Source organism: Jannaschia formosa, assembly GCF_003340555.1.
GTDB lineage: Bacteria > Pseudomonadota > Alphaproteobacteria > Rhodobacterales > Rhodobacteraceae > Jannaschia > Jannaschia formosa.
Map to the genome: position 1 here is coordinate 1 of NZ_QPLJ01000010.1, position 26,163 is coordinate 26,163.

Genomic DNA, 26,163 nt, shown 5'->3' on the forward strand with positions numbered 1-26,163 from the left:
GTGGATCGAGGACTACAACGACAACCACCCGCACTCAGGGCTGAAGATGCGCTCGCCACGCGAGTTCATCCAAGCTCAAAACGCAACCGCCTGAGTGTCCGCTGAAACGGGGGCAAGACCACCTGCATGCGGTCTCTCCCCCGTTCTTGAGGCTCGGCGCCGGCCAATCCGGCGCAACCCTCGAATGCAGAATGCCGCGGGAGAGGCCGCCGGCCCAGTCAGCTCACATCCCGATCATGGGGTCTAATGGTCGTCTGGACCCCTGGGTCCCTCGTAGCGGTGGATCGAGCCGATCATCTCCCCAGGGCACATAGCCAGCACCGAGGCATGGAAACGGGAGGAGAAGGCATCTTATCTCGCGTCCGGTCCACAATCCTGTACGGAAATAGCTAGACTCCTCTCCGTCGAGCCTCGCAGATTGCCACGAACGCATTCATAAAACTGAAGAAAGGCTGGTGGTGGGTGATGAGGGATTTGAACCCCCGACATCTTCGATGTGAACGAAGCGCTCTACCACTGAGCTAATCACCCGATCCGTGCGCGGTCCTTAGACGGTCCGCGAGAGGGGTTCAAGTCCATGCGCATCGCTTCTGGACGCAGGCACGGGCCGTGTCACACTCTCCGCATCGCACTCACCGACAGGAGCCTTGCCATGCGCCCCCTCGCCCTCGCCCTCTGCCTGCTCCCCGGCCTTGCCTCAGCCGAGCCGCGCCTTGTGGTCATGTCCGCCTTCGCGCCCGAATGGGTCGCCCTGCAGGAGGGGCTCACAGATGCCGAGACCGAGACCGTCAATGGCAACAGCTTCGTCACCGGCACGCTGGAGGGGCAGCCCGTCGTTTTGGCCCTGTCTGGTATCAGCATGGTCAACGCGGCGATGACGACGCAGATGCTGCTCGACCGCTACGAGGTCGAGGCGATCGTCTTCTCGGGCATCGCGGGCGGGGTCGATCCCGACCTCTCCATCGGCGACGTGGTCGTGGCCGACCGCTGGGGCCAGTATCTCGACGTGATCATGGCGCGCGAGACGGCGGACGGCTTCGCCATCCCGCCCTGGATGAGCACGGACTTCCCGCCCTTCGGCATGATGCATGTCCGCAACCAGACCGTGCAGTCCGCCCGCGCGGCGGAGCCCGAGACGAAATTCTGGTTCGAGACCGATCCCGGCCTGCTGGCCCTCGCCGAGACGGTCGCGGCCGAGCTCGACCTGCCCGCCTGCGCCGAGGACGGCACCTGCCTGTCGGAGCCGCCCCGGGTGGTCGTCGGCGGCAGCGGGGTATCGGGCGCGGCCTTCGTCGACAACGCGGACCTGCGGGAGTGGGCCTTCGACACGTTCGACGCCCGCGTGCTCGACATGGAGAGCGCCGCCGTCGCCCATGTCGCCTACGCCAACGAGGTCCCCTTCATCGCCTTCCGCTCCCTGTCGGATCTGGCCGGCGGGGGCGACGAAGCCAACGAGATGGGCACCTTCATGGGCATCGCGGCGGGCAACGCGGCGACGGTCGTGCGGGCCTTCCTGGGCGCCTACGCAGCGGAGTAAGCGCGCGCTCCGGCTTGCCGGACATGAAAAGGGCCGCGCCCCGGGGGGACGCGGCCCGATCTGCCGACGGGGCTGCGGATCAGTGCGCCACGGCGCCCCGCCCGTCGTCGCTGCGCTGGCGCGCGGCGAGGGCGGCGGCCTCTTCGGCCGCCTCGTCCCATTCGATGGGCTCGGGCTTCGCCACCAGCGCCCGCTCCAGCACCTCCGAGACGTGCTTGACCGGAACGATCTCCAGCCCGTCCTTGACGGTATCGGGAAGCTCCGCGAGGTCCTTCTCGTTCTCCTCGGGGATCAGCACCGTGGTGATCCCGCCGCGCAGGGCGGCAAGCAGCTTCTCCTTCAGCCCGCCGATGGGCATGGCGTTGCCGCGCAGCGAGACCTCGCCGGTCATCGCGATGTCGCGGCGCACCGGAATGCCGGTGAGGGCCGAGACGATGGAGGTCACCATCGCCAAACCCGCCGAGGGCCCGTCCTTAGGCGTCGCCCCGTCCGGCACGTGGACGTGGATGTCCATCGTGTCGAACTTCGGCGGCTTCACCCCGATCTCCGGCGCGATCGAGCGGACATAGGACGAGGCCGCGTCGATCGACTCCTTCATCACGTCGCCCAGCTTGCCCGTGGTCTTCATGCGGCCCTTCCCGGGCAGCTTGATCGCCTCGATATGCAGCAGGTCGCCGCCGACGCTGGTATAGGCCAGTCCGGTCACGACACCGACCTGATCCTCGAGCTCGGCCAGCCCGTAGCGGTACTTCTTGACGCCGAGGAAGTCGTCCAGATTGTCCTCCGTGATATCGACCGCCTCGGCCTTCTTGCCGACGATCTGCGTCACGGCCTTCCGCGCCAGCTTGGCGATCTCCCGCTCCAGGTTCCGCACCCCCGCCTCGCGGGTATAGGTGCGCACCATCTCGGTCAGGGCGCCGTCGCTCAGCGAGAACTCCGCCTTGCGCAGCCCGTGATCCTTGATCTGCTTGGGCAGAAGGTGCCGCTTGGCGATCTCGACCTTCTCGTCCTCGGTGTAGCCGGCCAGCGGGATGATCTCCATCCGGTCGAGCAGCGGCCCGGGCATGTTGTAGGAGTTGGAGGTCGTCAGGAACATCACGTCCGACAGGTCGTATTCGACCTCAAGATAGTGGTCCACGAAGCTGTTGTTCTGCTCCGGGTCCAGCACCTCCAGCATGGCCGAGGCCGGGTCGCCGCGGAAGTCCTGGCCCATCTTATCGATCTCGTCGAGCAGGATGAGCGGGTTGGACGTCTTCGCCTTCTTGAGCGCCTGGATGATCTTGCCGGGCATGGAGCCGATATAGGTCCGCCGGTGGCCGCGGATCTCGGATTCGTCGCGCACGCCTCCGAGCGAGATGCGGATGAACTCGCGCCCCGTGGCCTTGGCGACCGACTTGCCCAGGCTGGTCTTGCCGACGCCCGGAGGGCCGACGAGGCAGAGGATCGGCCCCTTCAGCTTGGCCGAGCGCGCCTGCACGGCGAGATACTCGACGATCCGCTCCTTAACCTTCTCCAGACCGTAGTGGTCGCGGTCGAGGATTTCCTGCGCCTTGCCGATATCCTTCTTGACGCGGGACTTCGTGTCCCACGGGATCGACAGCATCCAGTCGAGATAGTTGCGCACGACGGTGGCCTCGGCCGACATCGGCGACATGTTCTTGAGCTTCTTGAGCTCGCCCTCGGCCTTGTCGCGGGCCTCCTTCGAAAGCTTGGTCGCAGCGATGCGCTTCTCCAGCTCGGCGACCTCGCCCTCGCCGTCCTCGCCGTCGCCCAGCTCCTTCTGGATCGCCTTCATCTGCTCGTTGAGGTAATACTCGCGCTGCGTCCGCTCCATCTGCGACTTGACGCGGGACTTGATGCGCTTCTCGACCTGCAGGACGCTCATCTCGCCCTGCATCATGCCGAACACCTTCTCGAGCCGCTCGCTGACGACCAGCATCTCCAGCAACGCCTGCTTCTCGCCCACGTCGACGCCCAGATGGCCCGACACCAGGTCGACCAGCTTGGCCGGGTCCTGCGCCTCGGCCACGGCGCCCATCGCCTCTTCGGGGATGTTCTTCTTGACCTTGGCGTAGCGCTGGAACTCGTCGGCGACCGACCGGATCAGCGCCTCGATCGTCTCGTCGTCGCCCCGCCTCTCGTCCAGGGCCTCGGCCTCGGCCTCGAAGAACTGGTCGTTGTCGACGAAGCGCGCGATCTTCACCCGGCGACGGCCCTCGACCAGCACCTTCACGGTGCCGTCGGGCAGCTTGAGCAGCTGCAGCACGTTGGCCAGCACGCCGACGCGGTAGATGCCCTCGGCATCGGGCTCGTCCACGGCGGGGTCGATCTGGCTCGACAGCAGGATCTGCTTGTCGTCCTGCATCACCTCCTCGAGGGCGCGGACCGAGCGGTCCCGACCCACGAAGAGCGGGACGATCATGTGCGGGAACACCACGATGTCGCGCAGCGGCAGGACGGGATAGGTAGTGGCGGTCATGTCGATCTTTCCTTTCGCAAAGGTCACGGGCCCCGCAATCGGCAGCCAGCGGACCTTCCGGTTGTGTCCCCTCAAGTGGGGTCCCTGCCGCGCCGCGTCAACGCAGGGCCGGCGGCCGCCGGATCGAGCGCACTCTGACCGGCCCACCCGGACGGCGCAAGGGGCGCTGAGGGAAGGACGCCGACCGGTGGCCAATCCTCAGTTTCGCGCCGCATCGACCCCCGAGATACCCCGATCCGACCCCATCCCTGCCCCGATTGGCTGCGAAGGCGGAGGGACGATCCCCTTGGACCCGAAATGCTCAAGACCATCCGCCTCCAGTCCCGTCGGTTCGGCCTCACCTTCGCCCTTCTGGCGGTCGCGACGCCGGCCTGGGCCCTGTCGCTCGTCGGCGAAGGATACGATCCGGTTAGCGCGCTCACGATCGCGGGGGCGGCGTCCTTCGCGCTCTACCTGATGCTCTGCGGGCTGATCCTCGGGACGATCACGGTGCCGGCGCTGCGGGGCTGGCGGGTCGCGGCCGAGACCACGGGAATGGCCTCGCTTCTCCTGTCTGCAATGGCGCTGGTCCTTCCCGGCACAGCGCAGCAATACGCGCTCTGCCTGCCCTCGGCCAGCGCGGCGATCTGGATCGGGCTCTATGGCCCGCTCGCCCGGCTGGTGCCGCAGCGCATCACGCAGGTCGACACGGCGCGCATCCATATCCCCCTGCCCCACCAGATGGTCTGGCGCATGGCCCTGCCGACGCGGCCGTCCGAGCATTGGGACCCGCTACTGCGCGCCAGCGTTCAGGATTGCGAGGATGCCGACACCTTCCATCTCGACTACGCCCGCGGCAACGGAGAGACGGATTCGGTCTGCATCACCATGCTCGAGATCGAGCCCAACCGCGGCTACCGCTACCTCTTCCAGGGCGAATCCTCGGGCGTCGGCCGGGCCTTCGCGCAGGGCTACCACCAGGTTCTGCTGATCCCCGACGGGGAGGATGCGACCTGGGTCGAGCTGTCGCGCAAGACCGAGGACTGCTTGCCCGCGCAGCGCCTCCTCTCCTGGCTCGACCGCGCGCCCGAGGACTATGCCGAGTTCCTGCGCGCCAGCACCCTGGGCGAGCCGATGACGGGCACGCTGACGGGTCTGCACCGGCTCGCCGTGCTGCGCGAGGAGCTCGACCGCAAGCGGCGGCGCCCGAAGATGTCGGCCAGCAGGTCGCTCGCCCTGCTGCAGGTCGCCGCGCAACGGACCTGGGCGCTCCTGATCCGCGCGCCGTCGATGATCTCCTGGTAGTCGCGGGAGGGCGGGCGGGGCGATCCGCGACAGCGGGAGCGTCGTCCGACCTCACACCGGCTCGATATCGCCCTCGGCGCGGGCGGCGTGGAACGCGGCCTCCCAGGCCACAAAGCGCCCCTCGGCGATGGCGGCGCGCATGCCGGCCATGAGGTCCTGGTAGTAGTGAAGGTTGTGCCAGGTCAGCAGCATGCCGGCGATCATCTCCTTGGCGCGGCTGACGTGGTGCAGGTAGGCGCGGGAATAGCCGCGGCAGGCCGGGCAGCCGCAGGCCCCGTCGAGGGGGCGCGGATCGTCGGCGTGGCGGGCGTTACGGATGTTGACCTGCCCGCGCCGCGTCCAGGCCTGCCCGGTCCGGCCCGAGCGCGTCGGCAGGACGCAATCCATCATGTCGATGCCGCGCGCCACCGCGCCGACGATGTCGTCGGGCTTGCCCACCCCCATCAGGTAGCGCGGCCGGTCGGCGGGCAACTGCTCCGGCGCGTAGTCGAGGCAGGCGAACATCGCCTCCTGTCCCTCGCCCACGGCGAGCCCGCCCACGGCATAGCCCTCGAAGCCGATGGCGCGCAGGGCCCCGGCGCTTTCGGCGCGCAGGTCCTCTTCCAGCCCGCCCTGCTGGATGCCGAACAGCGCATGGCCCGGCCGGTCGCCGAAGGCGTCGCGCGACCGCGCGGCCCAGCCCATCGACAGCCGCATCGAACTCGCGATCCGGTCGCGGTCGGCGGGCAGCGCGGGGCATTCGTCGAAGGCCATCACGATGTCCGAGCCGAGCAGGCGCTGGATCTCCATCGACCGTTCCGGCGTCAGCCGGTGCTTCGAGCCGTCGATATGGCTGCGGAACGTCACCCCGTCCGGGTCGAGCTTGCGCAGCGCACCGAGGCTCATGACCTGGAACCCGCCCGAGTCGGTGAGGATCGGCCCGTCCCAGTTCATGAAGCGGTGCAGCCCGCCCAGCCGGGCGACCCGCTCCGCCCCCGGACGCAGCATCAGGTGATAGGTGTTGCCCAGCAGGACGTCCGCCCCGGTCTCGGCGACCGAGCCGGGCAGCATCCCCTTCACCGTCGCCGCCGTGCCCACCGGCATGAAGGCGGGCGTGCGGATCGTGCCGCGCGGCGTGGCGATCCGGCCGGTGCGGGCACGCCCGTCGGTGGCGTCGAGGGCGAAGGCGAAACTCTCTGTCATCGGGCGGCTCCGGCACTGGGCGAGAGCGGCGCCCTAGCATGACGGGGCCGAGCGGGAGAAGAGGGTGGGGGTCGCGTCACTCACACCGCGCCCCCCGGGGGCGCCGGAACGCCGGCACGCTGAGGGGAAATGGATGTCGCTCAATGATCCCATCCCTATGCCGATCCGGTCCGTGGCGCACTCCCCCGAACAGGGGGGTACGCCACGGTCCCCCGCCCCCTTTACCCCGCGCGGCCCAATCCTTATGTTTTCGGTCAGCCAAAGCGGCCCGCGCCGCAGCCTGCCAAACCGGAGAGCCCCGCATGAGCGCCGATGCCTCGACCCGCAGCGACGGTCCGATGGAGGGCACGCCCCTCATCGCCCCCTCGACCACCGAACACGAACTGCACGAGCCGGTCGTCGAGGCCTGTCGCGGCGTCTTCGACCCCGAGATCCCCGTGAACATCTTCGACCTGGGCCTCGTCTACACGATCGACATCAATCCTGAGAATGACGTGCGCGTGATCATGACCCTGACCGCGCCCGGCTGCCCCGTCGCGGGCGAGATGCCGGGCTGGGTCGCCGATGCCGTCTCGGCCGTGCCCGGCGTGCGCACCGTCGACGTGGACCTCACCTGGGAGCCGCCCTGGGGCATGGAGATGATGTCCGACGAGGCGCGGCTGGAACTCGGCTTCATGTAACGCCCCCGCCGGCCCGCGGCCCCGGGGGAACCCGATCCCGTTACTGCGGGTTCCTGCGGCATGGGTCGGACATTCCCAAACCGCATCGCGCTGCTCCTCCTGCTCGGCGTGCTCACCTTGCTGTCGCTGGTCGGCCCCGCCCGCGCGCAGGAAGACCCTTGGTTCGAGATCGATGCGCTGAACGAGGGCCTTCCCGCCCCCGGCCCCGATGTCGACCGCCGCACCCCGCGCAGCGCGATGCAGAGCTTCCTCGAAGCCGCTGAGGCGCGTGACTGGGATCGCGCCGCCCATGTGCTCGACCTCGGGGATATCCCGGTCGCGGAGCAACGCCGGGAAGGTCCCCTGCTTGCGGCAGAGCTTCATTCCGTGCTGGCCCGCAACGTGGCCCTGGACTGGACCGCGCTCAACGACCGGCCCGACGGCCTTCAGATCATCGGAGGCTCGACCCAGGCGCAGGCCGGAGAGCCGCGCCGGTCGATCCTGCTGCGCGACATCGACCTCGACCCGGTTCCGGCAGCCGTCCGTCTCTCGCGGGTGAAGCCGGCGGGCGAGGAGGGCGAGGCCGCCTGGGTCTTCGACCGTGCCACCGTCGCCGACATCCCCGCGCTCCACGCCGCGCATGGGCCGTCCCTCTTCGAGAGCAGCCTGCCTGACGGCCTGCGGGATGAGGCGTTCTGGAACCTGATGTGGTGGGAGGTCCTGGGCGTCCCGCTCCTGCTGGTCGCGGCGCTGGCGCTGGCGATCGGGCTGCGGCGCCTGTTCGACCTTCTGGCCCGGCGGACGGATCGAGCGCTGACGGGAAACATCCTCCTCAGCCTGCGCGCCCCCGTGATCGTCGCGGCGATCACCGGGCTCGTGGCCCGGGTGAATGCGGACCTGTTCGTCTTTTCCGGCACGATCGACGTCTTCCTCGACCCGCTCATCGCCATCGGCTACGTCTCCGCGGTCCTGCTGCTGATCGTGAACCTGATCGAGACCCTGCTCGACCACGTGATCGGCCCCGGCCCGGATACCGACCTGACGCATGCACCAAACGCCCGGTCCCGGTCCATCGCGACCAAGCTGAACGCCGCCAAGCGCATCCTTCTGGTCCTCGTCGTCGTGATCGGCACGGCGGTCGTGCTGTCGACGGCGGACGTGTTCCGCGGGATCGGCCTGTCGCTGCTGGCGTCGGCCGGGGCGCTGACGCTGATCCTGGGCTTTGCGGCGCGCGACGTGCTGGGAAACGTCATGGCGTCGCTGCAGATCGCGATGAACCAGTCGGCGCGGGTCGGCGACCGGATCGTCTACAAGGACGAGCTCTGCCACGTGGAGCGAATCAACATGACCTTCATCCAGCTGAAGAACTGGGACAACACCCGCGTCGTCGTGCCGGTGAAGGAGTTCGCGGCCGAGCGGTTCTCGAACTGGACGCTGGAAGAGGCGCCCATGATCCGCATCCTGAAGCTGAAATTCGCGCCCACCGCCGATGTCGAACGCCTGCGCGCGGCCTTCATGGAGGTGCTCGAGGAAGTGTCGCAAAGCGAACTCGGCTCCGAGCTCGACGATCTCGACGGGGCTTCGGTCAGCGTCGCCGAACAGGATGTGTTCGGGATGGATGTCTGGTTCTTCACGCCCTGCACCGATCCCAACACCTCGTGGGAGGTCGCCTGCACCGTCCGCGAAAAGCTGCTCGCCCGCGCGGTGGAGATCGAGAAGCAGGGCGAGTTGCCGGTCTTCCCCGACGCGGTGGCGGGCCAGGCCGCCTGACGCGGGCGCGGTAACCCAAACGTCACGCAATCGTCACCTGAGCGATACGAGACGGGGCGACCGGAATGCATCCCACAACAGGAGACCCGCGATGATCCTTCGCTCCCTTGCCGCCCTGCTCTGCACCGCCGCGCCGGTGCTGGCCGAGACCCATGCCGCCGCCGAGGCGCTGACCTACGGCACGCGCCCCGCCTTCCTCGTTTCGAAGATGGAGGAGGGCGAGCTCAAGTCGAAGCTGCAGTCCTGCCTCGCCCAGGCGCCCGCCCGAACGAAGTTCTCGATCGGCCATCGCGGCGCGCCGCTGATGTATCCCGAGCATACGGTCGAGGCGAACGTCGCCGCCGCGCAGATGGGCGCGGGCATCCTCGAATGCGACGTGACCTTCACCGAAGATCATGAGCTGGTCTGCCGCCACGCCCAGAACGACCTGCACACGACGACGAACATCCTGACGACCGACTTGGCCGAGACCTGCGTCACCCCATTTACGCCGGCCTCGGGCGACACGAACGCCACCGCCGAATGCCGCACCTCGGAGCTCACGCTGGCCGAGTTCCGGACGCTGTCGCCCAAGATGGACGCCGCCGACGCCTCGGCCACGACGCCCGAGGAATACCAGGGCGGCACCGCCGACTGGCGGACCGACCTCTACGCGGACGGGGCGACGCTGATGACCCATGCCGAGTCAATCGCGCTGTTCGACGCGCTGGGCGCCGACTTCACCCCCGAGCTGAAGAGCCCCTCGGTCGAGATGCCCCATGACGGCTTCAGCCAAGAGGACTATGCCCAGAAGCTGATCGACGAGTACAAGGCCGCCGGAATCGACCCGAGCCGCGTCTGGGCGCAGAGCTTCGACCTCTCCGACGTGCTCTACTGGATCGAGAACGAGCCCGAATTCGGCGCGCAAGCCGTCTATCTCGACGACCGCTACGAGGCGTGGGACGAGGACGAGGGCGAGATCGACCCGATGGACGCCTCGACCTTCGAACCGACGATGCAGGAACTTGCCGACATGGGCGTGAACTACATCGCGCCGCCCCTGTGGATGCTGGTCACGGTGCAGGACGGCGAGATCGTTCCCTCGGTCTATGCCGAGGAAGCCAGGGCCGCGGGTCTCGGCCTCATCACCTGGACGCTGGAACGTTCCGGCCCGCTGGCGAATGGCGGCGGCTGGTACTTCCAGTCGGTCGAGGAGGTGACGGATAACGACGGCGACTATTTCGAGCTGCTCGACGCGCTGGCGCAGGACGTGGGCGTCGTAGGCGTCTTCTCGGATTGGCCCGCCACGACGACCTTCTACGCGAACTGCATGGGCCTCTGAGGCCCCGGAGCTTCGTCCTTCGCAGGCGGCCCCCCGGGGCCGCCTGTTCCGTTTCGGGGCGCCGCTCGGCCGGTCGCAGGGGCTCGGACCGGCCTCGGAGACGGCCCCGCCCGCGGCTCCGCAGGGGCGGAGCGGGTCGATCCCGTCGCGCGGCCGGCCTGCGACCTCGGGAACATTTCACTCGCCCGGCAGATGCCCTAGGTCCGCGTCATGGACACCGATATTCTCATCTCCGGCGCAGGCCCTGCGGGGCTCGCCGCGGCCTGCGCGCTGGGCGCCGAGGGCCATCGCGTCACGCTGGTCGATCCGGCGCCGCCGGTCACGGGCGAGGACGCGCCCGGCGCCGACCTGCGCACCACCGCCCTGCTGCAACCGGCCCGCAGCCTGCTGGAGCGGGCAGGCGCCTGGGACGGCCTGGCCGGCCACGGCACACGGCTCGACGTCATGCGCATCGTCGACGCCTCGACCGGCGCCGTCGCCTCGCGCGACTTCGCCGCCGGCGATATCGGGCAGGAGAGCTTCGGCTGGAATTTCCCCAACTGGCTGCTGCGGCGCGAACTGCTCGCCCGCGTCGAGGCGCTGCCCAATGTCCAGACGCGGTTCGGCCTCGGCGTCTCCGGCCTCTTCACCCGCTCGACCGGCGCCCGGGTCACGCTGTCGGACGGCGCCCGGCTCACCGCGGCGCTGGTCCTGGCCTGCGACGGGCGGGACAGCCCGCTCCGCGAGTTGGCCGGGATCGGCGCGCGGACGGTCCGCTACGGCCAGACCGCCCTGGTCTTCGCGGTGGCGCACGAGGTCCCGCACGACCACGTCTCCACCGAGATCCACCGGAGCGGCGGCCCCTTCACCCTGGTCCCCCTGCCCGACCGCGACGGCGCCCATCGCTCCGCCGTCGTCTGGATGGACGAGGACGCGGAGCAGGCCCGGCGCCTCGCGCTGGACGAGGACGCCTTCGCCGCAGAGTCCAATGCCCGCTCCGCCGGGGTCATGGGCCCGCTGCGGGTCGTGAGCCCCCGCGCCGGCTGGCCGATCCTGAGCCGCCTCGCCGACCGGCTGACCGCCCCGCGCCTGGCGCTCGCGGCCGAGGCCGCCCACGCGATGCCGCCGATCGGCGCGCAGGGGCTGAACACCTCGCTCAAGGACATCGCCGCGCTGCGCGACCTGGCGGAACGGCACCCCCTCGGCGGGCCCGAGATGCTGGCCGCCTACCAGCGCCGCCGCTGGCCCGACATGGCGGCGCGGATGGCGGGCATCGACCTGCTCAACCGCACCTCCATCGCTGGCGGAGCGCCGGTGCAGGCCCTGCGCTCGGCAGGGATCCGTACCATCCACGACATCGCGCCGGTCCGGCGCACGCTGATGCGGATGGGGTTGGGAAGCTGATGTCGCGGGATCGCGGCGCCCGCCGCGATCCGCCCCGGACGAAGGCGCGTCAGGCGGGGAAGACCCGATCCACGACCCGCCCCAGCCGCGCCACCGTGCCGTCCACGTCCTTCAGCTTGTCGAGCCCGAAAAGCCCGATCCGGAAGGTCGCGAAATCCGCCGGCTCGTCGCATTGCAGCGGCACGCCCGCCGCGATCTGCATGCCATGGGCGGCGAAGGCCTTGCCGGTCTTCACCTCTTCCGACGGCGCATAGCTGACGACGACGCCGGGCGCCTCGAAGCCTTCGGCGGCGACCGACCGCACCCCCTTCCCGGCCAGCATGGCGCGGACGCGGGTCCCGAGCTCCCACTGCGCTTCCTTCAGGCGCGCGAAGCCGTACTCTCTCGTCTCCAGCAGGGTATCGCGGAAGGCGCGCAGCGCATCGGTCGGCATCGTCGCGTGGTAGGCATGGCCGCCCGCGAGATAGGCATCCATGATCGCCGACCACTTGCCCAGGTCGATCGCGAAGCTGTCCGACTTCGTCTCGGCCAGCCGCGCGCGCCCCCGCTCCGACAGCATCACGAGGCCCGCGCAGGGCGAGGCGCTCCAGCCCTTCTGCGGGGCGGAGATCAGGACGTCGACGCCGGTGGCCTTCATGTCGACCCAGACGCAGCCCGAGGCGATGCAGTCCAGCACCATCAACGCGCCGACCTCATGCGCGGCCTCGGCCAGGGCGGCGACATAGGCGTCGGGCAGGATGACGCCCGCCGACGTCTCGACATGCGGGGCGAAGACGATGTCGGGCCTCGTCTCGCGGATGCGCGCCGTGACCTCGTCGATGGGCGCAGGCGCGAAGGGCGACCGGGTGTCGTTGCCCGCCTGACGCGCCTTCAGCACCTCCACGCCGCCGGTGAAGGCGCCCGCCTCCATGATCTGCGACCAGCGATAGCTGAACCAGCCGTTGCGCACGACCAGCGCCCTGGCGCTCTGCCCGAACTGACGGGCGACGGCCTCCATCCCGAAGGTTCCCCCGCCTGGAACGATCACCGCGTGATCGGCGCCGTAGACCTCGCAGAGCCCGGCATGCAGGTCGCGCATCACCTGCTGGAACGCCTGGCTCATGGAGTTGAGCGAGCGGTCGGTGAAGACGACCGAGAATTCCTCGAGCCCCTGCGGGTCCACATTGTCGAGCAACGCCATGATCAACCTCCTCGCTGTCGCCCGCGGACCATTTCACGGGCGACGGCGCGCGGCAAAGCCTATCTGGGCGCGGCGCGGCCGGATCGGGTGCGGCACGGTTTCCGATGCGCGACGGCGCGTCCCGGCTCAGAGAGGCCCGGGTCGCCGCTCCTCGGACAGGAGGACATTGGCCTCGACCTCGCCGACCCCGGGCAATCCCATGATCCGGCGCCGCAACACCCGTTCGAAATCGGCGAGGTCCCGGGCCACGACGCGCAGCCGGTAGTCGTAGCGGCCCAGGACATGCTCGACGCGGCGCACCTCGGGGATGGCGCTGACCGCGCGCTCGAACCCCTCGAGATCGACGCGGCCCCGCGTGGCGAGCTTCACCCCGAGGAACACCGTCACCCCGAAGCCCAGCCGCTCCAGGTCCAGCGACAGCTCCCGGCCGGCGAGGATGCCGGCCTTGCGCAGCCGGTCCAGCCGCCGCCAGGCCGCCGCCTGGCTGAGCCCCACCGCACGCCCCACCGCGCCCGCCGAGAGCGAGGCGTTCGCCTGCACCACCTTCAGGATCGCCCGGTCGAGATCGTCCATCCTGCCCCCTTCCTGTGGCCGCAAATACTCCGGAGAGCGCGAGAGGCAGAGCCTCTCTCAGGCGCGTGCGGGGCTCGATGCCCCGCGCGCGCCTTCCTCCCCCTCAGACGGGAAGCACCGCATCCGTCTTCACCCGAGCGACATGCATAAGCGCCTCGATGTCGGCGATATGCGGCAGGGTCAGGATGCGGTCCCGGTAGAGTTCCCGCCAATGCGCAAGATCGCGGGCGATCACCTGAAGCCTCGCGTCGACCCGACCCAGGAAAGTCTGGATCTCGATCACCTCCGGCACCTCGCGCGCCGCGGCGAGGAAGCGGTCGAGCGCCTGCGGCTCGGCCTTGTCGAGCGTAAAGCGCAGTGAGACCTCGACCCCGTAGCCCGCCGCCTTCCAGTCGATCACGCCATGGACGCCGCGCAGGGTGCCGTCCTCGCGCAGCCGCTCGATCCGGCGGGAGACGACGGATTGCGCGAGGCCCAGTTCCGCGGCGAGCTCTGTGACCTGCAGGTCGGGCTCCGCCTGCCAGCGGCGCAGGAGGGCGCGGTCGGTGTCGGTGAGCATGGTCCATCCGCCTATCGGGGAATTCGCGCATGGATACGTCGCTTCGGACGCGAAGGGAACCGGGTTCCGCATGGCCCCCGCGCCGCGCCTCCCCTAGACCCCGCCCCAGGAAACGAGGAGGCGAAGATGCGCGTTTACTACGATCGCGATTGCGACGTGAACCTGATCAAGGACATGAAGGTGGCGATCCTGGGCTACGGATCGCAGGGCCACGCCCATGCGCTGAACCTGCGCGATTCGGGCGCGAAGAACGTGGCCGTCGCGCTGCGCGAAGGCTCGCCCAGCCGCAAGAAGGCCGAGGCCGAGGGGCTGCAGGTCATGGGCATCGAGGAAGCCGCCGCCTGGTGCGACCTGATCATGTTCACCATGCCCGACGAGCTGCAGGCCAAGACCTATCGCGACCACGTCCACGACAACCTCAGGGACGGCACGGCCATCGCCTTCGCCCACGGGCTCAACGTCCATTTCGGCCTGATCGAGCCGAAGGCGGGCGTCGATGTCATCATGATGGCGCCGAAGGGCCCGGGCCATACGGTCCGCGGCGAATACCAGAAAGGCGGCGGTGTGCCCTGCCTCGTGGCCGTGAACAACGACGCCTCCGGTCGCGCGCTGGAGATCGGGCTTAGCTACTGCTCCGCCATCGGCGGCGGGCGCTCGGGCATCATCGAGACCAACTTCCGCGAGGAATGCGAAACCGACCTCTTCGGCGAGCAGGCCGTGCTCTGCGGCGGCCTCGTCGAGCTGATCCGCATGGGTTTCGAGACGCTGGTCGAGGCGGGCTACGCCCCCGAGATGGCCTATTTCGAGTGCCTGCACGAAGTGAAGCTGATCGTCGACCTGATCTACGAGGGCGGCATCGCGAACATGAACTACTCGATCTCGAACACGGCCGAGTATGGCGAATACGTCTCCGGCCCGCGCGTGATGCCCTATGACGAGACAAAGGCGCGGATGAAAGCGATCCTGACCGACATCCAGACCGGCAAGTTCGTGCGCGACTTCATGACCGAGAACGCGGTGGGCCAGCCCTTCTTCAAGGGGACGCGCCGCATGAACGACGCCCACCAGATCGAGGAAGTGGGCGAGAAGCTGCGTGGCATGATGCCGTGGATCAGCGCCGGCAAGATGGTGGACAAGTCCCGCAACTGAGCCGGACGCGCATCGACAAGCGGCCTCCCGGACCGGTGTCTGGGGGGCCGATTTCGTCTTGAAGGAATCCCGGTTCGTATCGGCCGGGATGTGGTAGGATCGGGACGCGCCGCCCGGCATTTCGCGGCTCCGGCGTTCCGCTAGACATTCCTGTTGAAAGACATTTCCCATGACCGACGTGCTTCTCGACGCGATGCGTCCGCAACCGACCGGGCGGATCCTGACCACCTTCCATCCTGGCGCCGCCCTCTCGGACTGGAGCGCGGCGATGCGCAACGCCGCGGGGACCGGGCTGCGCAGCCTCGGCGCCGGGGACCTCCGCTCCGACTCGATCGCGCTCGAATCGCTGTCCGGCGAGGAGGGCCTGCTGCTCGAGGATATCGGCGTCGCGATCTGCTCGGGCGCGGACGAGGCGGCCGGGCTCTCGGCCCGGCTGCGCAACGAGGCGGCGGTCGAGGACGCGCGGCCCGAATTCTACATGTTCGACGTCTCGGCCCCCTGGGCCGACGACGCGCAGCGGACCTGGGGTGTCGCCGCCACCGGGGCGGAGGCCTCGCCCTTGACCGGCGCCGGGATCAGGCTCTGCGTGCTCGATACCGGGCTCGATTTCGGCCATCCCGATTTCGCCGGGCGCAACGTGACCTCGCGCAGCTTCGTCGAGAATTCTCCGGCGCAGGACGTGCAGGGCCACGGCACGCATTGCGCGGGGACGGCCGCGGGCCGGACGGCGGCCGGGAACCTGCCGCGCTACGGCGTGGCGCCGAATGCCGATCTGGTGGTCGGCAAGGTGCTGAATGACAGCGGTTCGGGCCGCGAGGGCGATATCCTCGTGGCGATGCTCTGGGCGGTGGTCACCGGCTGCGAGATCGTGTCGATGTCGCTCGGCCGCTCCGTCCGGCAGGGCGAGACCTTCTCGATCGAGTACGAGCGTGCGGCGCGCTATGCGCTTCGGAACGGGACGCTGGTCATCGCTGCGGCGGGCAACGAAAGCCGCCGGGATCTGGGCTTCATCGCGCCGGTCGGCGCGCCGGCGAACTCTCCCTCGGTGATGGCGGTCGCGGCGCTCGACCCGTCGCTGGGCGTGGCGGAGTTCTCCTGCGGGGGCGTCAACGGGGACGGCGGCGCGGTCGATATCGCGGGCCCCGGCGTCGGGGTCTTCTCCAGCGTGCCCCGGCCGCGGCTCTACCGCACGCTGCAGGGCACCAGCATGGCGACGCCGCATGTCGCGGGGCTGGCCGCGCTCTGGGCGGAAAGCGACCCGGCCCTGCGGGGGCAGGCGCTCTGGGACAGGCTGGTCGCGGAGGCGCAGGATCTGGGCCTGCCCGCCCGCGACGTGGGCGCCGGTCTGGCGAAGGCGCCGGGCGCGGGCCGCGGCGCGGCAGTGGCCTAGATCCGCACGCGTTCCTATCTTTCGGGGTGGCGGGATCGGCCCGCCGCCCCACGGGTCAGGAGAAGCAGATGTCGGATGTCGGAGTGAAGGTCGTCGTCGACGACGCGCATCTAGAGCGCCTGTCGGAGGTCGCCGACATGCTGACGGCCAGGGGCATGCGCATCGCCACGACGCTCGAGCCGCTCGGCGTGATCCTTGGCGAAGCGGAAGAGACCTCGCTCGGAAGTCTCGGCGAGGTCGAAGGCGTCCTTCGGGCGGAACGGGAGGGAACGGTGCGGCTGCCGCCGATGGACGACGACATTCCGCAATAACCCTCTCCGGCCGGCTCAGACGTCCGCGGGCTTGCCGTGGGGGTCGCCGTCGGCGGCGAGCGTCGATTTCGGCGCGTTCGGATCGTGCTTCCTGTTGATCGTCTTCTGCTGCGAGATGAGGGCGAAGATGATGCCCGCCAGCAGCGTGCCGAAGGCGAGGGCCGGGAGAAGGAATTCGGTGAGCATGGCAGTCTCCTGTTGCGAGTATGGAAGGGGAACGCCGGGACGAATTCCTTGTTCCTCTCACGCGCTGCGCGGGATAGTCGCGGGCCATGGCACACACGACTGACACGCCGGTCTCGGCGCCCACGCCCGCGAACTGGGCCTCGATCCTCGCGCTCGGGCTGATCTGGGGCGGCACCTTCGCCATCGTCTCGGTCGCGCTGCGCGGCTACGGCCCGGTGACCGTGGCGGCGGCGCGCACGGCCCTGGGCGCGCTGGCACTGCTGGCGCTGGTCGCCGCGACGGGACGGCCACGGCCGCGCTGGGACCCGGTGCTGGCGGGTTTCGTCCTGGCCCTGGGCGTGCTGACCGCGGCAGCGCCCTTCCTGCTGCTGGCCTGGGGGCAGCAGCACGTGCCCTCGGCCTTCGCGGGACTGTCGATGGCGGTTCTGCCGCTGTTCCTGCTGCCGCTCGCGCATCTCTTCGTGCCGGGGGACCGGCTGACGGCACGCAAGGCCGGCGGCTTCGCGATGGGGCTCGCCGGCGCGACGGTCCTGCTCGGCCCCGGCATCTTCGAGGCCGGGAGCGGCGATCTCGCGGCGCTGGGCCGGATCGCCTGCATCGGCGCGACGGTCTGCTATGCATTCGGGTCGATCCTGACCCGACGCTGCCCCGAGATCGACGGCATGTGGCTCTCGGCCCTGTCTCTGGTGGTGGGCGCGATCCTGCTCGTGCCTGCGATGCTGCTGGCCGAGGGTCTGCCGGGCGCGGCCGATCCGGCCGTGATGGCGGCGATCGTCTTCCTCGGTCTCGTGCCTACCGGCTTCGCCGCGCTCCTGCGGGTGCAGGTGATCCGAAGCGCCGGGCCCAGCTTCATGACGCTGGTCAACTATCAGGTTCCGGTCTGGTCGATGGCCTTCGGCGCGCTGCTTCTGTCCGAGGTCCTGCCTGCGCGGTTCTACCTCGCGCTCGCGCTGATCGCGGGGGGCCTCACCGTCAGCCAGTGGCGTCGCGGCCATTGACAGGGCGGGTCCAGCGCCGGACACCCGGCATCATGATCGACATCCGCCCCGTCGGCTACGTGATCGGCCTGCTGCTGACGGCGCTGGGCGCCTCGATGGCGTTGCCGATGGCCGCGGACTTCATGCAGGGCAACGGCGAGTGGTTCGTCTTCCTCGAAAGCGCGATGTTCACGATCCTCGTGGGGATGTGCCTGTCGCTCAGCTGTTCCAATGCGGTCCGGGACCGGCTGTCGCTGCAACAGACCTTCCTTCTGACCACAAGCGTCTGGGTCGCGCTTCCGATCTTCGCCGCCCTGCCCTTCGTCTTCGGCGCGACGCAGGTCAGCTATACCGACGGCTTCTTCGAGGCGATGTCGGGGCTTACGACCACCGGCTCGACGGTGCTGACCGGGCTCGAAACCCTGCCGCGCGGGCTGCTGCTGTGGCGGGGCATGCTGCAGTGGTTCGGCGGGATCGGGATCATCGTCGTCGCGATGGTCTTCCTGCCCGAGCTACGGGTCGGCGGCATGCAGATCTTCCGCTCCGAGGCGTTCGAAACGATGGGCAAGGTGCTGCCCCGCGCGGCCGAGATCGCTTCGCAGATCAGCACCATCTATGTCGGCATCACCCTGGCCTGCGCGCTGGCCTACTATGCCGGAGGGATGCAGCCCTTCGACGCCATCGTCCATGCGATGACGACCCTCTCGACCGGGGGCTTCGCCAATTACGACGCGAGTTTCGGGTATTTCTCGGGCGTGCTGGAATACGTGGCGACGGTGTTCATGCTCTCGGCGGCGCTGCCCTTCGTGCTCTATGTCCAGCTCCTCAACGGAAGCGCACGTCCGCTGCTGATCAACAGCCAAGTCCGGGCCTTCTTCGGCGTGGCCGGCGTGCTGACCGTCGTCATTGCGGGCATCCTGATGGTCCGCGAGGGCTTTCCGGTCGAGCAGGCGATCCGCGAGGCGATGTTCAACATCGCCTCGATCCTGACCGGCACGGGCTATGCCAGCGTCGACTACATGGGCTGGGGCGCCTTCGTGATCGGGCTGTTTTTCTTCATGGGCCTGATCGGAGGCTGCGCCGGCTCGACCTCCTGCTCGATAAAGATCTTTCGCTACCAGATCCTCTTCGCGGCGATAAAGGCGCAGATCCGGCGGGTCCATTCGCCGCACGGCATCTTCCACGCGCGGTATGAAGGCCGCCGGGTGTCCGAGGACGTGCTCTCCTCAGTCATGGCCTTCTTCGTCCTCTTCGTCGTGACCCTGGGCCTCTTCGCGGTGGCGCTGGCGATGACGGGGCTGGACTTCCTGACCTCGGTGTCCGGGGCGGCGACGGCGATCGCGAATATCGGGCCGGGCCTCGGCCCAATCATCGGACCGGCGGGCAACTTCGCGCCGCTCAGCGACACGGCGAAATGGCTGCTTTCGGCGGCGATGCTGATCGGCCGGCTAGAGGTGATGGTTGTGTTCGTGCTGTTTACTTCACGGTTCTGGCGCGGCTGAGGCGACACGGATCGCTGGCAGCTCCTGCTGAGGGATGACGGCCTCGCGACTCCCCCGGCGGAAGTCACGCGGTCAGAGCCGCGCGTCGCATGGCTCCGGCGTGCAGGGCTCCGGCGCGGGCGCGGCGGGTTCCGCCACAGGCAGGCCCTGGATGACGGGCACGATCACCGGCGTGGCAGACGCAAGGCTGGGGACGAGGAGCAGGGGAAGGATCAGTCGCATGCCGAGCGAACGCCGCGGGTCCACCGGGGTTCCCTCGGCCCCGCGATTTTTTCTGGGACAGGCGGCGTTACGTCGGGTCCACGTTCTTCGTCGCCTTCTGTTCCCACTTGCCGCTTTCCTCGGACCAGTAGCGCGCGGGCAGGCCGGCCTCGGTCAGGGCGCGCCACTGCGCCCGGGCGCGCGAAACCGCCTCGCCGTCGAGACCGTCGAAGATCACGCAGGTGCGATCATGGGCACGCACCTCCTCGGGCGCGGCTTCGGCGCCGTCGAGGATCATCAGAACCTGCGCCCCGTTCGCGGCCGTCCCGGTCGTCAGCAGGACCGGCTGCGCCGCGTCATGCGGCCCTCCGGCCAGCCCGTGCGGCAGGAAGCCGTCCGCCGGCCCCTGCCAGAGCGCGTCGTCCAGCGCGCGGAGCCGCACTTCGTCGGGCGAGCGGATGGCGACGCGCCACCCGTTCGCAAGGCAGCGCGGCAGCAGCGTGTGGAGCGTCTCTGCCGGCGAGCGGCGGGTGAGGTGGTAGAACCAGGCCTCACCCATTCTCGTAGGCGTCGCGGACCAGCCGGTCGAGCGCCCGCACGCCCCAGCCCGTCGCGCCCGCGGGCGAAAGCTGCGTCCCCTTCTCGATCGAGGCGACGCCCGCGATGTCGAGATGGATCCAGGGAGTGCCGTCCTTGACGAAGCGCTGCAGGAACTGCGCCGCCGTGATCGAGCCCGCGGGACGCCCGCCCACGTTCTTCATGTCGGCCACGCGCGACTTCAGTAGCTTGTCGTAGGACTTGCCCAGGGGCATCCGCCAGGCGCCCTCGTTCTCGGCCTTCGCGGCGGACAGGAAGGCGTCCGCCAGCGCGTCGTCGTTCGAGAAGACGCCCGCGTTGTCGTTGCCCAACCCGATGATGATCGCGCCGGTCAGCGTGGCGAGGTCGATCATCGCCTTGGGCTGGAAGCGGTCCTGCGCGTACCACATCACGTCGCAGAGCACGAGCCGCCCCTCGGCGTCGGTGTTGATGATCTCGACCGTGTCGCCCTTCATCGAGGCGACGACGTCGCCGGGCCGGGTCGCGTTGCCATCCGGCATGTTCTCGACGAGGCCGACGAGGCCCACGACGTTCGCCTTGGCCTTGCGCCGGGCGATGGCGTGCATGGCGCCGGCGACGGTGCCCGCGCCGCCCATGTCCATCGTCATGTCCTCCATCCCGGCGGCGGGCTTGAGCGAGATGCCGCCGGTGTCGAAGACGACCCCCTTTCCGATCAGCGCCAGCGGCGCCTCGTCGCCGCCGCCGGTCCAGCGCATGACGACGACCTTCGAGGGCGAGCGCGAGCCCTGCCCCACGGCCAGCAGGCAGCGCATGCCGAGTTCGGCCAGCGCGTCCTCCTCCAGCACCTCGACCTCGACGCCGAGGTCGCGCAGCGCCTCCAGCCGCATTGCGAACTCGGTGGTGGTCAGGACGTTTGCGGGCTCGTTCACCAGGTCGCGGGTCAGGAACACCCCTTCGGCCTGCGCGGCGCGGTCGGGCCAGGCGGCGGTCAGCTCGTCGGGCCGGGCGCAGAGCACGGTGATCTTTGCGGCGGGCTTCGCCTCGTCGCCCGTCTTGTGGTCGGTGAAGTCATAACCCCGCAGCGCCGCCCCCAGCGCAATGTCGAGCGCCGCGCCATGCGAGCCGGCGATCAGCGTCAGCGGCCGGTCCCCGCGCGCCGCCGCCAGCGCGGCGCCCGCGGCCATCGCCGTCTCGAAGTCGGACTTCCGCTCGAGCCGGACGAGCACGACCGCGCTCGCCTCGATGCCGGCCGGATAACCGAGCGTCAGCGTCTCGCCCGGCTTCAGCTTGCCCCAGGCCTCCGACTCCGTGGCGCGCGCGACCGCGCCCTTCGTCAGTCGGTTCAGCCGCCGCGCGCCCTGGTCGAGCTTGCTGTCCTCGGGGACGAAGGCCGCGACGACCCCCGTCGCGGAGGCGAGCGCGTCCGGCTCGAAGGGGGCGAATGTGACGGCGGCAGGCGTGGTCATAGAAGACTCCGGACGGTTGAGTTCGGCGGAGCCTAGTCCGCGGGAAAGGGGTTTTCCAGACGGCATCAGCGCGGGGGGTTTGCCGCCGCCGCGCCCCGCGTCTAGAGAGGGGGGAGTGAGGCCCCGGGGGAAAGATTTGGGCACGTTCGACCGATATCTGGCGGGCCAGCTGCTGACCTATTTCGGCTTTTTCAGCCTGGTGCTGGTCGCGGTCTATTGGGTCAACCGCGCTATCGGCCTGTTCGACCGGCTGATCGAGGGCGGGGCCGGGATCGGCCTGTTCCTCGAATTCACCGCGCTGGCCCTGCCCAACGTGATCTTCATCGTGCTGCCGGTCTCGGCGCTCGTCGCGGTGCTCTACGGCATCAACCGGCTCAGCGCCGACAGCGAGATGATCGTGGCGCAGACCACCGGCCTCGGCCCCTGGGTGCTGGCGCGGCCCGTCGCGCTGTTCGGGCTTATCGTGGCGCTGATGGTCACCGGGCTGGCCCATGTCCTCGTCCCCGCCTCGCGCACCGCCCTGGCCGAGCGCGGCGCGGCGCTGAGCCAGGACGTCACGGCGCGTTTCCTGACCGAGGGCGAGTTCCTGCATCCGGGCGACGGCGTCACCGTCTATGTCCGCGAGATCACCGAGGCGGGCGAGCTGCTGGGCCTGTTCCTGCAGGACCGGCGCGCCGGCGAGACCCGCACCTCCTACACCGCCGAGCGGGCGCTGCTGGTGCGCGGCGACGCGGGCACGCGGCTCGTGATGTTCGACGGCATGGCGCAGACCCTGACCGTCGCCGACCGGCGCATCGTCACCGTGCGCTTCGACGACTTCGCCTACGACCTGGCCGATCTGTCGGAGCCGGGCGGCGCCCGCCAGCGCGACGCGCGCGAGCTGCCGACGCCGGACCTGCTGCGCGCCGACCCCGCCGCGCAGGCCGAGACGGGCGAGGGCCCCGCCCGGCTGCTGGCCGAGGGGCATGTCCGGATCGTCGAGGCGCTCTTCGCCTTCGCGGTGCCGCTCCTGGCGCTGGGCTGCCTGCTTCAGGGCGGGTATTCCCGGCTCGGGCTCTGGCGCCAGATCATGGCGGCGGTGATGCTGGCCATCGTGCTGAGGATGCTGATCAACGTGGCCGAGAACGCCGCGCGCGAGGATGCCGCGCTATGGCCGCTGCTCTATCTCTCGCCGCTTCTCGGCCTGGTCCTCTCGGCGGCTCTTCTGGCGCGGGCGACGCTGGGCGCGCGGCCGTTCCGCAGGGGCGTGGCGGCATGATCCTGAACCTCTACCTCGCCCGGCGCTTCACAGGGCTGGTGGCGATGGTGACGCTCGTCTTCGTCGGCCTGCTGCTGCCCATCGACCTGATGGAGCAGCTGCGCAGGCTCGACGACGACGGCGCCGGGATCGGCGACGGGCTCCGGCTTGCGGCGCTGAACCTGCCTGCCGCGCTCTACCAGATCCTGCCGCTGATCGTGATGCTGGCGACGCTGGCGCTGTTCCTCTCGCTCGGCCGCTCGTCGGAGCTGGTCGTGATCCGCGCGGCGGGGCGGTCGGCGGCGCACGCGGTCTTCGCCCCCGTCGGGGCGGCGCTGGCGCTGGGCGTCCTTGCGCTGCTGGTCGTCAACCCGATCGTGGCCGCGACGCAGGATGCCTACGAGAGGGAGCGTGACCGCTTCCGCACCGGCCTCTCGTCGGTCCTGTCGGTCAGCGAGGAAGGGGTCTGGCTGCGCCAGGGCGACAGCGAGGGGCAGACCGTGATCCGGGCGGCGCGCTCGTCGCTCGACGGCACAGTGCTGTTCGAGGCGACTTTCCTCGCCTTCGACGCCGAGGGCTCTCCGGTGGAGCGGATCGACGCCGCCCGGGCAGAGCTGTCGGACGGCGCCTGGCTTCTGCAGGACGCCAAGCGCTGGCCCCTCGGCACCTCCGACAATCCCGAGCGGGACGCGCAGTCGGTGGCTTCCACCTCGATCCCGTCGACGCTGACCGAGAACCAGATCCGCGACAGTTTCGGCGTGCCCTCCTCGGTCCCGATCTTCGAGTTGCCGGGCTTCATTCGCCAGCTCGACGCGGCGGGCTTCTCGGGCCTCACCCACCGCGTCTGGTTCCAGATGGAGCTTGCCAATCCGGCGATGCTGGCGGCGATGGTGCTGATCGGCGCCGCCTTCACGATGCGCCATGCCCGTGCGGGCGGCACCGGGCCTCGGGTCCTGCTGGCGCTGCTTCTCGGCTTCGGCGTGTTCTTCCTGCGCAGCTTCGCGCAGACGCTGGGCGAGACCGGGCAGCTTCCGACCTGGCTCGCCGCCTGGGCGGCGCCGCTGGCGGCGATCCTGCTCGCCATGGGCGTGATCCTGCAACTGGAGGATGGGTGATGCTGCGCTGGCTCGTCTTCCTCCTTTGGCTGCTGCCCGCCGCGGCTCTCGCGCAGGCCACGCCCGCCACGCTGGTGGCCGACCGGATCGACTTCGATCCGACCCGGCTGGTCGCCTCGGGCGATGTCGAGATCTTCGCCGACGGCCGGATCCTTCGGGCCGAGCGCGTGACCTATCTGCGCGACGAGGACAGGGTGCTGGTCGAAGGTCCGCTGGTGCTGGTGGACGCCGACGAGGCGGTCCTCGTCGCGGATTTCGCCTCGCTCTCCGCCGATCTGCGCGGCAGCGTCCTGCAAGGCGCGCGGCTGGTGCTGGCCGACCGGCTGCAGATCGCCGCCGCCGAGATCGCGCAGGGCGAGGAAGGGCGCTATACCCAGCTCTACAACGCCGTCGCCTCCTCCTGCACGATCTGCGAGGAGGGCGAAGTGCCGGTCTGGCAAATCCGCGCCCGCCGGATCGTTCACGACCGGGAGGAGCGGCAGATCTATTTCGACCAGGCCCGGTTCGAGGTCGCTGGCGTGCCGGTCGCCTGGCTGCCGCGCCTGCGCCTGCCCGACCCGACGCTGGAGCGGTCGACCGGCTGGCTCGCCCCCCGCTTCTCGTCCGACGACCTGCTCGGCACCGGGGTGACGGCGCCGTATTTCATCACGCTCGGCCCCTCGCGCGATCTGACGCTGGCACCCTTCGTGACCAACCGCGAGGCGCGCAGCCTGGGCTTCCGCTATCGGCAGGCCTTCAACCGGGGTCGGCTGGAGGTGACGGGCGCCGTGGGCGAGGACGAGATCCTCGACGGTGAGACGCGGGGCTATGTCTTCGTCGAGGGCGTCTACGCCCTGCCCCGCGACTACCGCCTGGTCTGGGACCTGGAGGCGGTCAGCGACGACGACTACTTCGTTCAGTACTCGATCACCGACCGCGACCGGCTCGATAGCCGTGTCGCTATCGAGCGCGTCGACCGCGACAGCCGCTTCGTCGCCGAGACCATCCTCTACGAGTCCCTGCGCGCCGGCGAGAGCAACCGCTTCATCCCCAGCCGCGTCGTCACGATCGAGCGTCAGGGCCGCACCCGCCCCGACCTGATCGGCGGCCAGGCGCTGTGGACGCTGCAGGCCCATGGGCGCCAGCGCATCGCGAGCCGCGTCCCCCCCGGAGAGCCGAGCAATTCCGCCCGCGACGTGCTGCGCGCCTCTGCCGCGGTGGACTGGCAGCGCAGCTGGGTCGCAGATAGCGGGCTGGTCTGGACAGGGATCGGCGGACTGCATCTCGACGCCTACAACGTGCGCCAAGACCCGACCTTCGATGACCAGACCTTCGCCCGGGCCGTGCCCTATGCCGGGCTGGAGCTGCGCCTTCCGATGACGCGCAGGACCGGCGCCACCCGGGAGGTGCTGGAGCCGGTGCTCCAGTTCTTCTTCGCGCCCGACAACGATCCGCGCACACCGGACGAGGATAGCCTCACGCCCGAATTCGACGAGGGGAACCTCTTCGCCCCGTCGCGCTTCGCGGGCCGCGACACGCGCGAGTTGGGCAGCCGGATCAATCTCGGCGTCGGCTATACCCGCTACGACGCCTCCGGCTGGGAGATCGGCGGCCTGGTCGGACGCATCATCCGGGCGGACAGCCTGGGACAGTTCCGCCCGGGGACGGGCCTCGATGGCGACACCTCGGACTGGCTGCTTTCGGTGGGCGCGTCCTACCGGGACCGGTTCCACCTGCTCACCCGCTCGACCTTCGACGACGGGGGGACGGTCTCGCGATCCGAGACCTCGCTGGTCTTGTTGGGCGAGAACCACAGCCTCGACACGCAATACACCTTTCTGGAGGGCGACGCGACGGCAGGGCGCCCCATCGACACGTCGGAATGGACGCTGGACGCCTCGATCGGCCTGGGGGGCGACTGGACGGGCCGGGCGAACTGGCAGTATGACTTCAACACCAACGACGCCAGCCGCGCCGGGCTGGGCCTGACCTACCGCTCGGACTGCGTGACGGTTGATTTCGACGTGAGGCGCCGCTTCACCTCGACGACGACGCTGCGGCCCTCGACCAGCTTCGGGCTGGCCGTCGGTCTGGCAGGATTCGGGGCCGAGGACCGCGCGAGACGGGCGCGCAAATGTGGGCTGTGAGAGGGCCGGGCAGCAGAT

Annotated in this window: 23 protein-coding genes and 1 tRNA gene; 14 read left to right on the top strand and 10 right to left on the bottom strand. The window is 69.7% G+C overall.

Features of this window, described 5'->3' with window-relative positions; translation table 11 throughout:
• Nucleotides 1-456: 456 nt before the first annotated feature.
• Nucleotides 457-531 (bottom strand) — tRNA-Val (locus DR046_RS11860).
• A 121-nt stretch (nucleotides 532-652) separates the two neighbouring features.
• Here DR046_RS11860 and DR046_RS11865 point away from each other — a divergent pair.
• Nucleotides 653-1,537 carry a 5'-methylthioadenosine/S-adenosylhomocysteine nucleosidase gene (locus DR046_RS11865; RefSeq protein ID WP_115382607.1) on the top strand — a complete coding sequence of 295 codons (885 nt, stop codon included), beginning with the start codon at nucleotides 653-655 and terminating at the stop codon, nucleotides 1,535-1,537.
• Between the two features lie 79 nt (nucleotides 1,538-1,616).
• Here DR046_RS11865 and lon read toward each other — a convergent pair whose 3' ends face one another.
• Nucleotides 1,617-4,016, bottom strand: a complete 2,400-nt coding sequence (gene lon / locus DR046_RS11870) for an endopeptidase La (RefSeq protein ID WP_115382608.1) — start codon at nucleotides 4,014-4,016, stop codon at nucleotides 1,617-1,619.
• 297 nt (nucleotides 4,017-4,313) lie between these two features.
• Between lon and DR046_RS11875 the strand changes: the two genes are divergently transcribed.
• Nucleotides 4,314-5,300, top strand: coding sequence for a hypothetical protein (locus DR046_RS11875; protein WP_115382609.1), 987 nt, complete (start codon nucleotides 4,314-4,316; stop codon nucleotides 5,298-5,300).
• 51 nt (nucleotides 5,301-5,351) lie between these two features.
• Here the strand turns inward: DR046_RS11875 and tgt are convergent, their stop codons facing one another.
• Nucleotides 5,352-6,482 carry a tRNA guanosine(34) transglycosylase Tgt gene (gene tgt / locus DR046_RS11880; RefSeq protein WP_115382610.1) on the bottom strand — a complete coding sequence of 377 codons (1,131 nt, stop codon included), beginning with the start codon at nucleotides 6,480-6,482 and terminating at the stop codon, nucleotides 5,352-5,354.
• A 302-nt stretch (nucleotides 6,483-6,784) separates the two neighbouring features.
• On the opposite strand from tgt, the gene DR046_RS11885 reads away from it, so the two are divergent.
• The 4 genes from DR046_RS11885 to DR046_RS11900 all read left to right on the top strand — a co-directional run bounded on the left by DR046_RS11885 (nucleotide 6,785) and on the right by DR046_RS11900 (nucleotide 11,615).
• Nucleotides 6,785-7,162, top strand: a complete 378-nt coding sequence (locus tag DR046_RS11885; protein ID WP_115382611.1) for an SUF system Fe-S cluster assembly protein — start codon at nucleotides 6,785-6,787, stop codon at nucleotides 7,160-7,162.
• Between the two features lie 60 nt (nucleotides 7,163-7,222).
• Nucleotides 7,223-8,911, top strand: coding sequence for a mechanosensitive ion channel family protein (locus DR046_RS11890; protein ID WP_115382612.1), 1,689 nt, complete (start codon nucleotides 7,223-7,225; stop codon nucleotides 8,909-8,911).
• Between the two features lie 91 nt (nucleotides 8,912-9,002).
• On the top strand, nucleotides 9,003-10,232 hold the full coding sequence (locus DR046_RS11895) for a glycerophosphodiester phosphodiesterase family protein (protein ID WP_115382613.1): 1,230 nt from the start codon (nucleotides 9,003-9,005) through the stop codon (nucleotides 10,230-10,232).
• 210 nt (nucleotides 10,233-10,442) lie between these two features.
• Complete coding sequence (locus tag DR046_RS11900; RefSeq protein ID WP_115382614.1) at nucleotides 10,443-11,615, top strand: FAD-dependent monooxygenase; 1,173 nt, start codon at nucleotides 10,443-10,445, stop codon at nucleotides 11,613-11,615.
• A 49-nt stretch (nucleotides 11,616-11,664) separates the two neighbouring features.
• Here the strand turns inward: DR046_RS11900 and DR046_RS11905 are convergent, their stop codons facing one another.
• The 3 genes from DR046_RS11905 to DR046_RS11915 all read right to left on the bottom strand — a co-directional run bounded on the left by DR046_RS11905 (nucleotide 11,665) and on the right by DR046_RS11915 (nucleotide 13,927).
• On the bottom strand, nucleotides 11,665-12,795 hold the full coding sequence (locus tag DR046_RS11905) for an aminotransferase class V-fold PLP-dependent enzyme (RefSeq protein ID WP_370816211.1): 1,131 nt from the start codon (nucleotides 12,793-12,795) through the stop codon (nucleotides 11,665-11,667).
• A gap of 126 nt (nucleotides 12,796-12,921) precedes the next feature.
• Nucleotides 12,922-13,368 (bottom strand): Lrp/AsnC family transcriptional regulator, encoded by a 447-nt coding sequence (locus DR046_RS11910; RefSeq protein ID WP_115382615.1) that lies wholly within the window; start codon nucleotides 13,366-13,368, stop codon nucleotides 12,922-12,924.
• 103 nt (nucleotides 13,369-13,471) lie between these two features.
• On the bottom strand, nucleotides 13,472-13,927 hold the full coding sequence (locus tag DR046_RS11915) for an Lrp/AsnC family transcriptional regulator (protein ID WP_115382616.1): 456 nt from the start codon (nucleotides 13,925-13,927) through the stop codon (nucleotides 13,472-13,474).
• Between the two features lie 126 nt (nucleotides 13,928-14,053).
• On the opposite strand from DR046_RS11915, the gene ilvC reads away from it, so the two are divergent.
• The 3 genes from ilvC to DR046_RS11930 all read left to right on the top strand — a co-directional run bounded on the left by ilvC (nucleotide 14,054) and on the right by DR046_RS11930 (nucleotide 16,777).
• The gene (ilvC, locus tag DR046_RS11920) at nucleotides 14,054-15,076 is read left to right on the top strand and encodes a ketol-acid reductoisomerase (protein ID WP_115382617.1); all 1,023 of its coding nucleotides are present in this window, start codon (nucleotides 14,054-14,056) and stop codon (nucleotides 15,074-15,076) included.
• Between the two features lie 169 nt (nucleotides 15,077-15,245).
• Nucleotides 15,246-16,466: a S8 family serine peptidase gene (locus DR046_RS11925; RefSeq protein ID WP_115382618.1), complete on the top strand. Its 1,221-nt coding sequence runs from the start codon at nucleotides 15,246-15,248 to the stop codon at nucleotides 16,464-16,466.
• A gap of 68 nt (nucleotides 16,467-16,534) precedes the next feature.
• Nucleotides 16,535-16,777: a hypothetical protein gene (locus tag DR046_RS11930; RefSeq protein WP_115382619.1), complete on the top strand. Its 243-nt coding sequence runs from the start codon at nucleotides 16,535-16,537 to the stop codon at nucleotides 16,775-16,777.
• A 15-nt stretch (nucleotides 16,778-16,792) separates the two neighbouring features.
• On the opposite strand, the gene DR046_RS23645 is transcribed toward DR046_RS11930, so the two are convergent.
• Nucleotides 16,793-16,963: a hypothetical protein gene (locus tag DR046_RS23645; RefSeq protein WP_167767087.1), complete on the bottom strand. Its 171-nt coding sequence runs from the start codon at nucleotides 16,961-16,963 to the stop codon at nucleotides 16,793-16,795.
• 86 nt (nucleotides 16,964-17,049) lie between these two features.
• On the opposite strand from DR046_RS23645, the gene DR046_RS11935 reads away from it, so the two are divergent.
• Both DR046_RS11935 and DR046_RS11940 read left to right on the top strand, forming a co-directional pair.
• Nucleotides 17,050-17,961 carry a DMT family transporter gene (locus DR046_RS11935; RefSeq protein ID WP_115382620.1) on the top strand — a complete coding sequence of 304 codons (912 nt, stop codon included), beginning with the start codon at nucleotides 17,050-17,052 and terminating at the stop codon, nucleotides 17,959-17,961.
• Nucleotides 17,962-17,993: 32 nt separating this feature from the next.
• Nucleotides 17,994-19,442 carry a TrkH family potassium uptake protein gene (locus tag DR046_RS11940; protein WP_115382621.1) on the top strand — a complete coding sequence of 483 codons (1,449 nt, stop codon included), beginning with the start codon at nucleotides 17,994-17,996 and terminating at the stop codon, nucleotides 19,440-19,442.
• Between the two features lie 72 nt (nucleotides 19,443-19,514).
• On the opposite strand, the gene DR046_RS23650 is transcribed toward DR046_RS11940, so the two are convergent.
• The 3 genes from DR046_RS23650 to DR046_RS11950 all read right to left on the bottom strand — a co-directional run bounded on the left by DR046_RS23650 (nucleotide 19,515) and on the right by DR046_RS11950 (nucleotide 21,667).
• The gene (locus DR046_RS23650) at nucleotides 19,515-19,664 is read right to left on the bottom strand and encodes a hypothetical protein (RefSeq protein ID WP_167767089.1); all 150 of its coding nucleotides are present in this window, start codon (nucleotides 19,662-19,664) and stop codon (nucleotides 19,515-19,517) included.
• A gap of 67 nt (nucleotides 19,665-19,731) precedes the next feature.
• A complete protein-coding gene (locus tag DR046_RS11945) occupies nucleotides 19,732-20,202 on the bottom strand; it encodes a DNA polymerase III subunit chi (protein ID WP_115382622.1) in 471 nt (156 codons plus the stop codon).
• A complete protein-coding gene (locus DR046_RS11950) occupies nucleotides 20,195-21,667 on the bottom strand; it encodes a leucyl aminopeptidase (protein ID WP_115382623.1) in 1,473 nt (490 codons plus the stop codon). Before DR046_RS11950 ends, DR046_RS11945 begins: the two co-directional genes overlap by 8 nt.
• 136 nt (nucleotides 21,668-21,803) lie before the next feature.
• On the opposite strand from DR046_RS11950, the gene lptF reads away from it, so the two are divergent.
• From lptF to DR046_RS11965, 3 genes are read left to right on the top strand one after another with little or no spacing between them, the layout of a single operon-like run.
• Nucleotides 21,804-22,925 carry an LPS export ABC transporter permease LptF gene (lptF, locus tag DR046_RS11955; protein WP_167767090.1) on the top strand — a complete coding sequence of 374 codons (1,122 nt, stop codon included), beginning with the start codon at nucleotides 21,804-21,806 and terminating at the stop codon, nucleotides 22,923-22,925.
• Complete coding sequence (gene lptG, locus DR046_RS11960) at nucleotides 22,922-24,019, top strand: LPS export ABC transporter permease LptG (protein WP_115382624.1); 1,098 nt, start codon at nucleotides 22,922-22,924, stop codon at nucleotides 24,017-24,019. The genes lptF and lptG overlap by 4 nt, the downstream gene beginning before the upstream one ends.
• Nucleotides 24,019-26,145 carry an LPS-assembly protein LptD gene (locus DR046_RS11965; RefSeq protein WP_115382625.1) on the top strand — a complete coding sequence of 709 codons (2,127 nt, stop codon included), beginning with the start codon at nucleotides 24,019-24,021 and terminating at the stop codon, nucleotides 26,143-26,145. The genes lptG and DR046_RS11965 overlap by 1 nt, the downstream gene beginning before the upstream one ends.
• Nucleotides 26,146-26,163 lie beyond the last annotated feature (18 nt).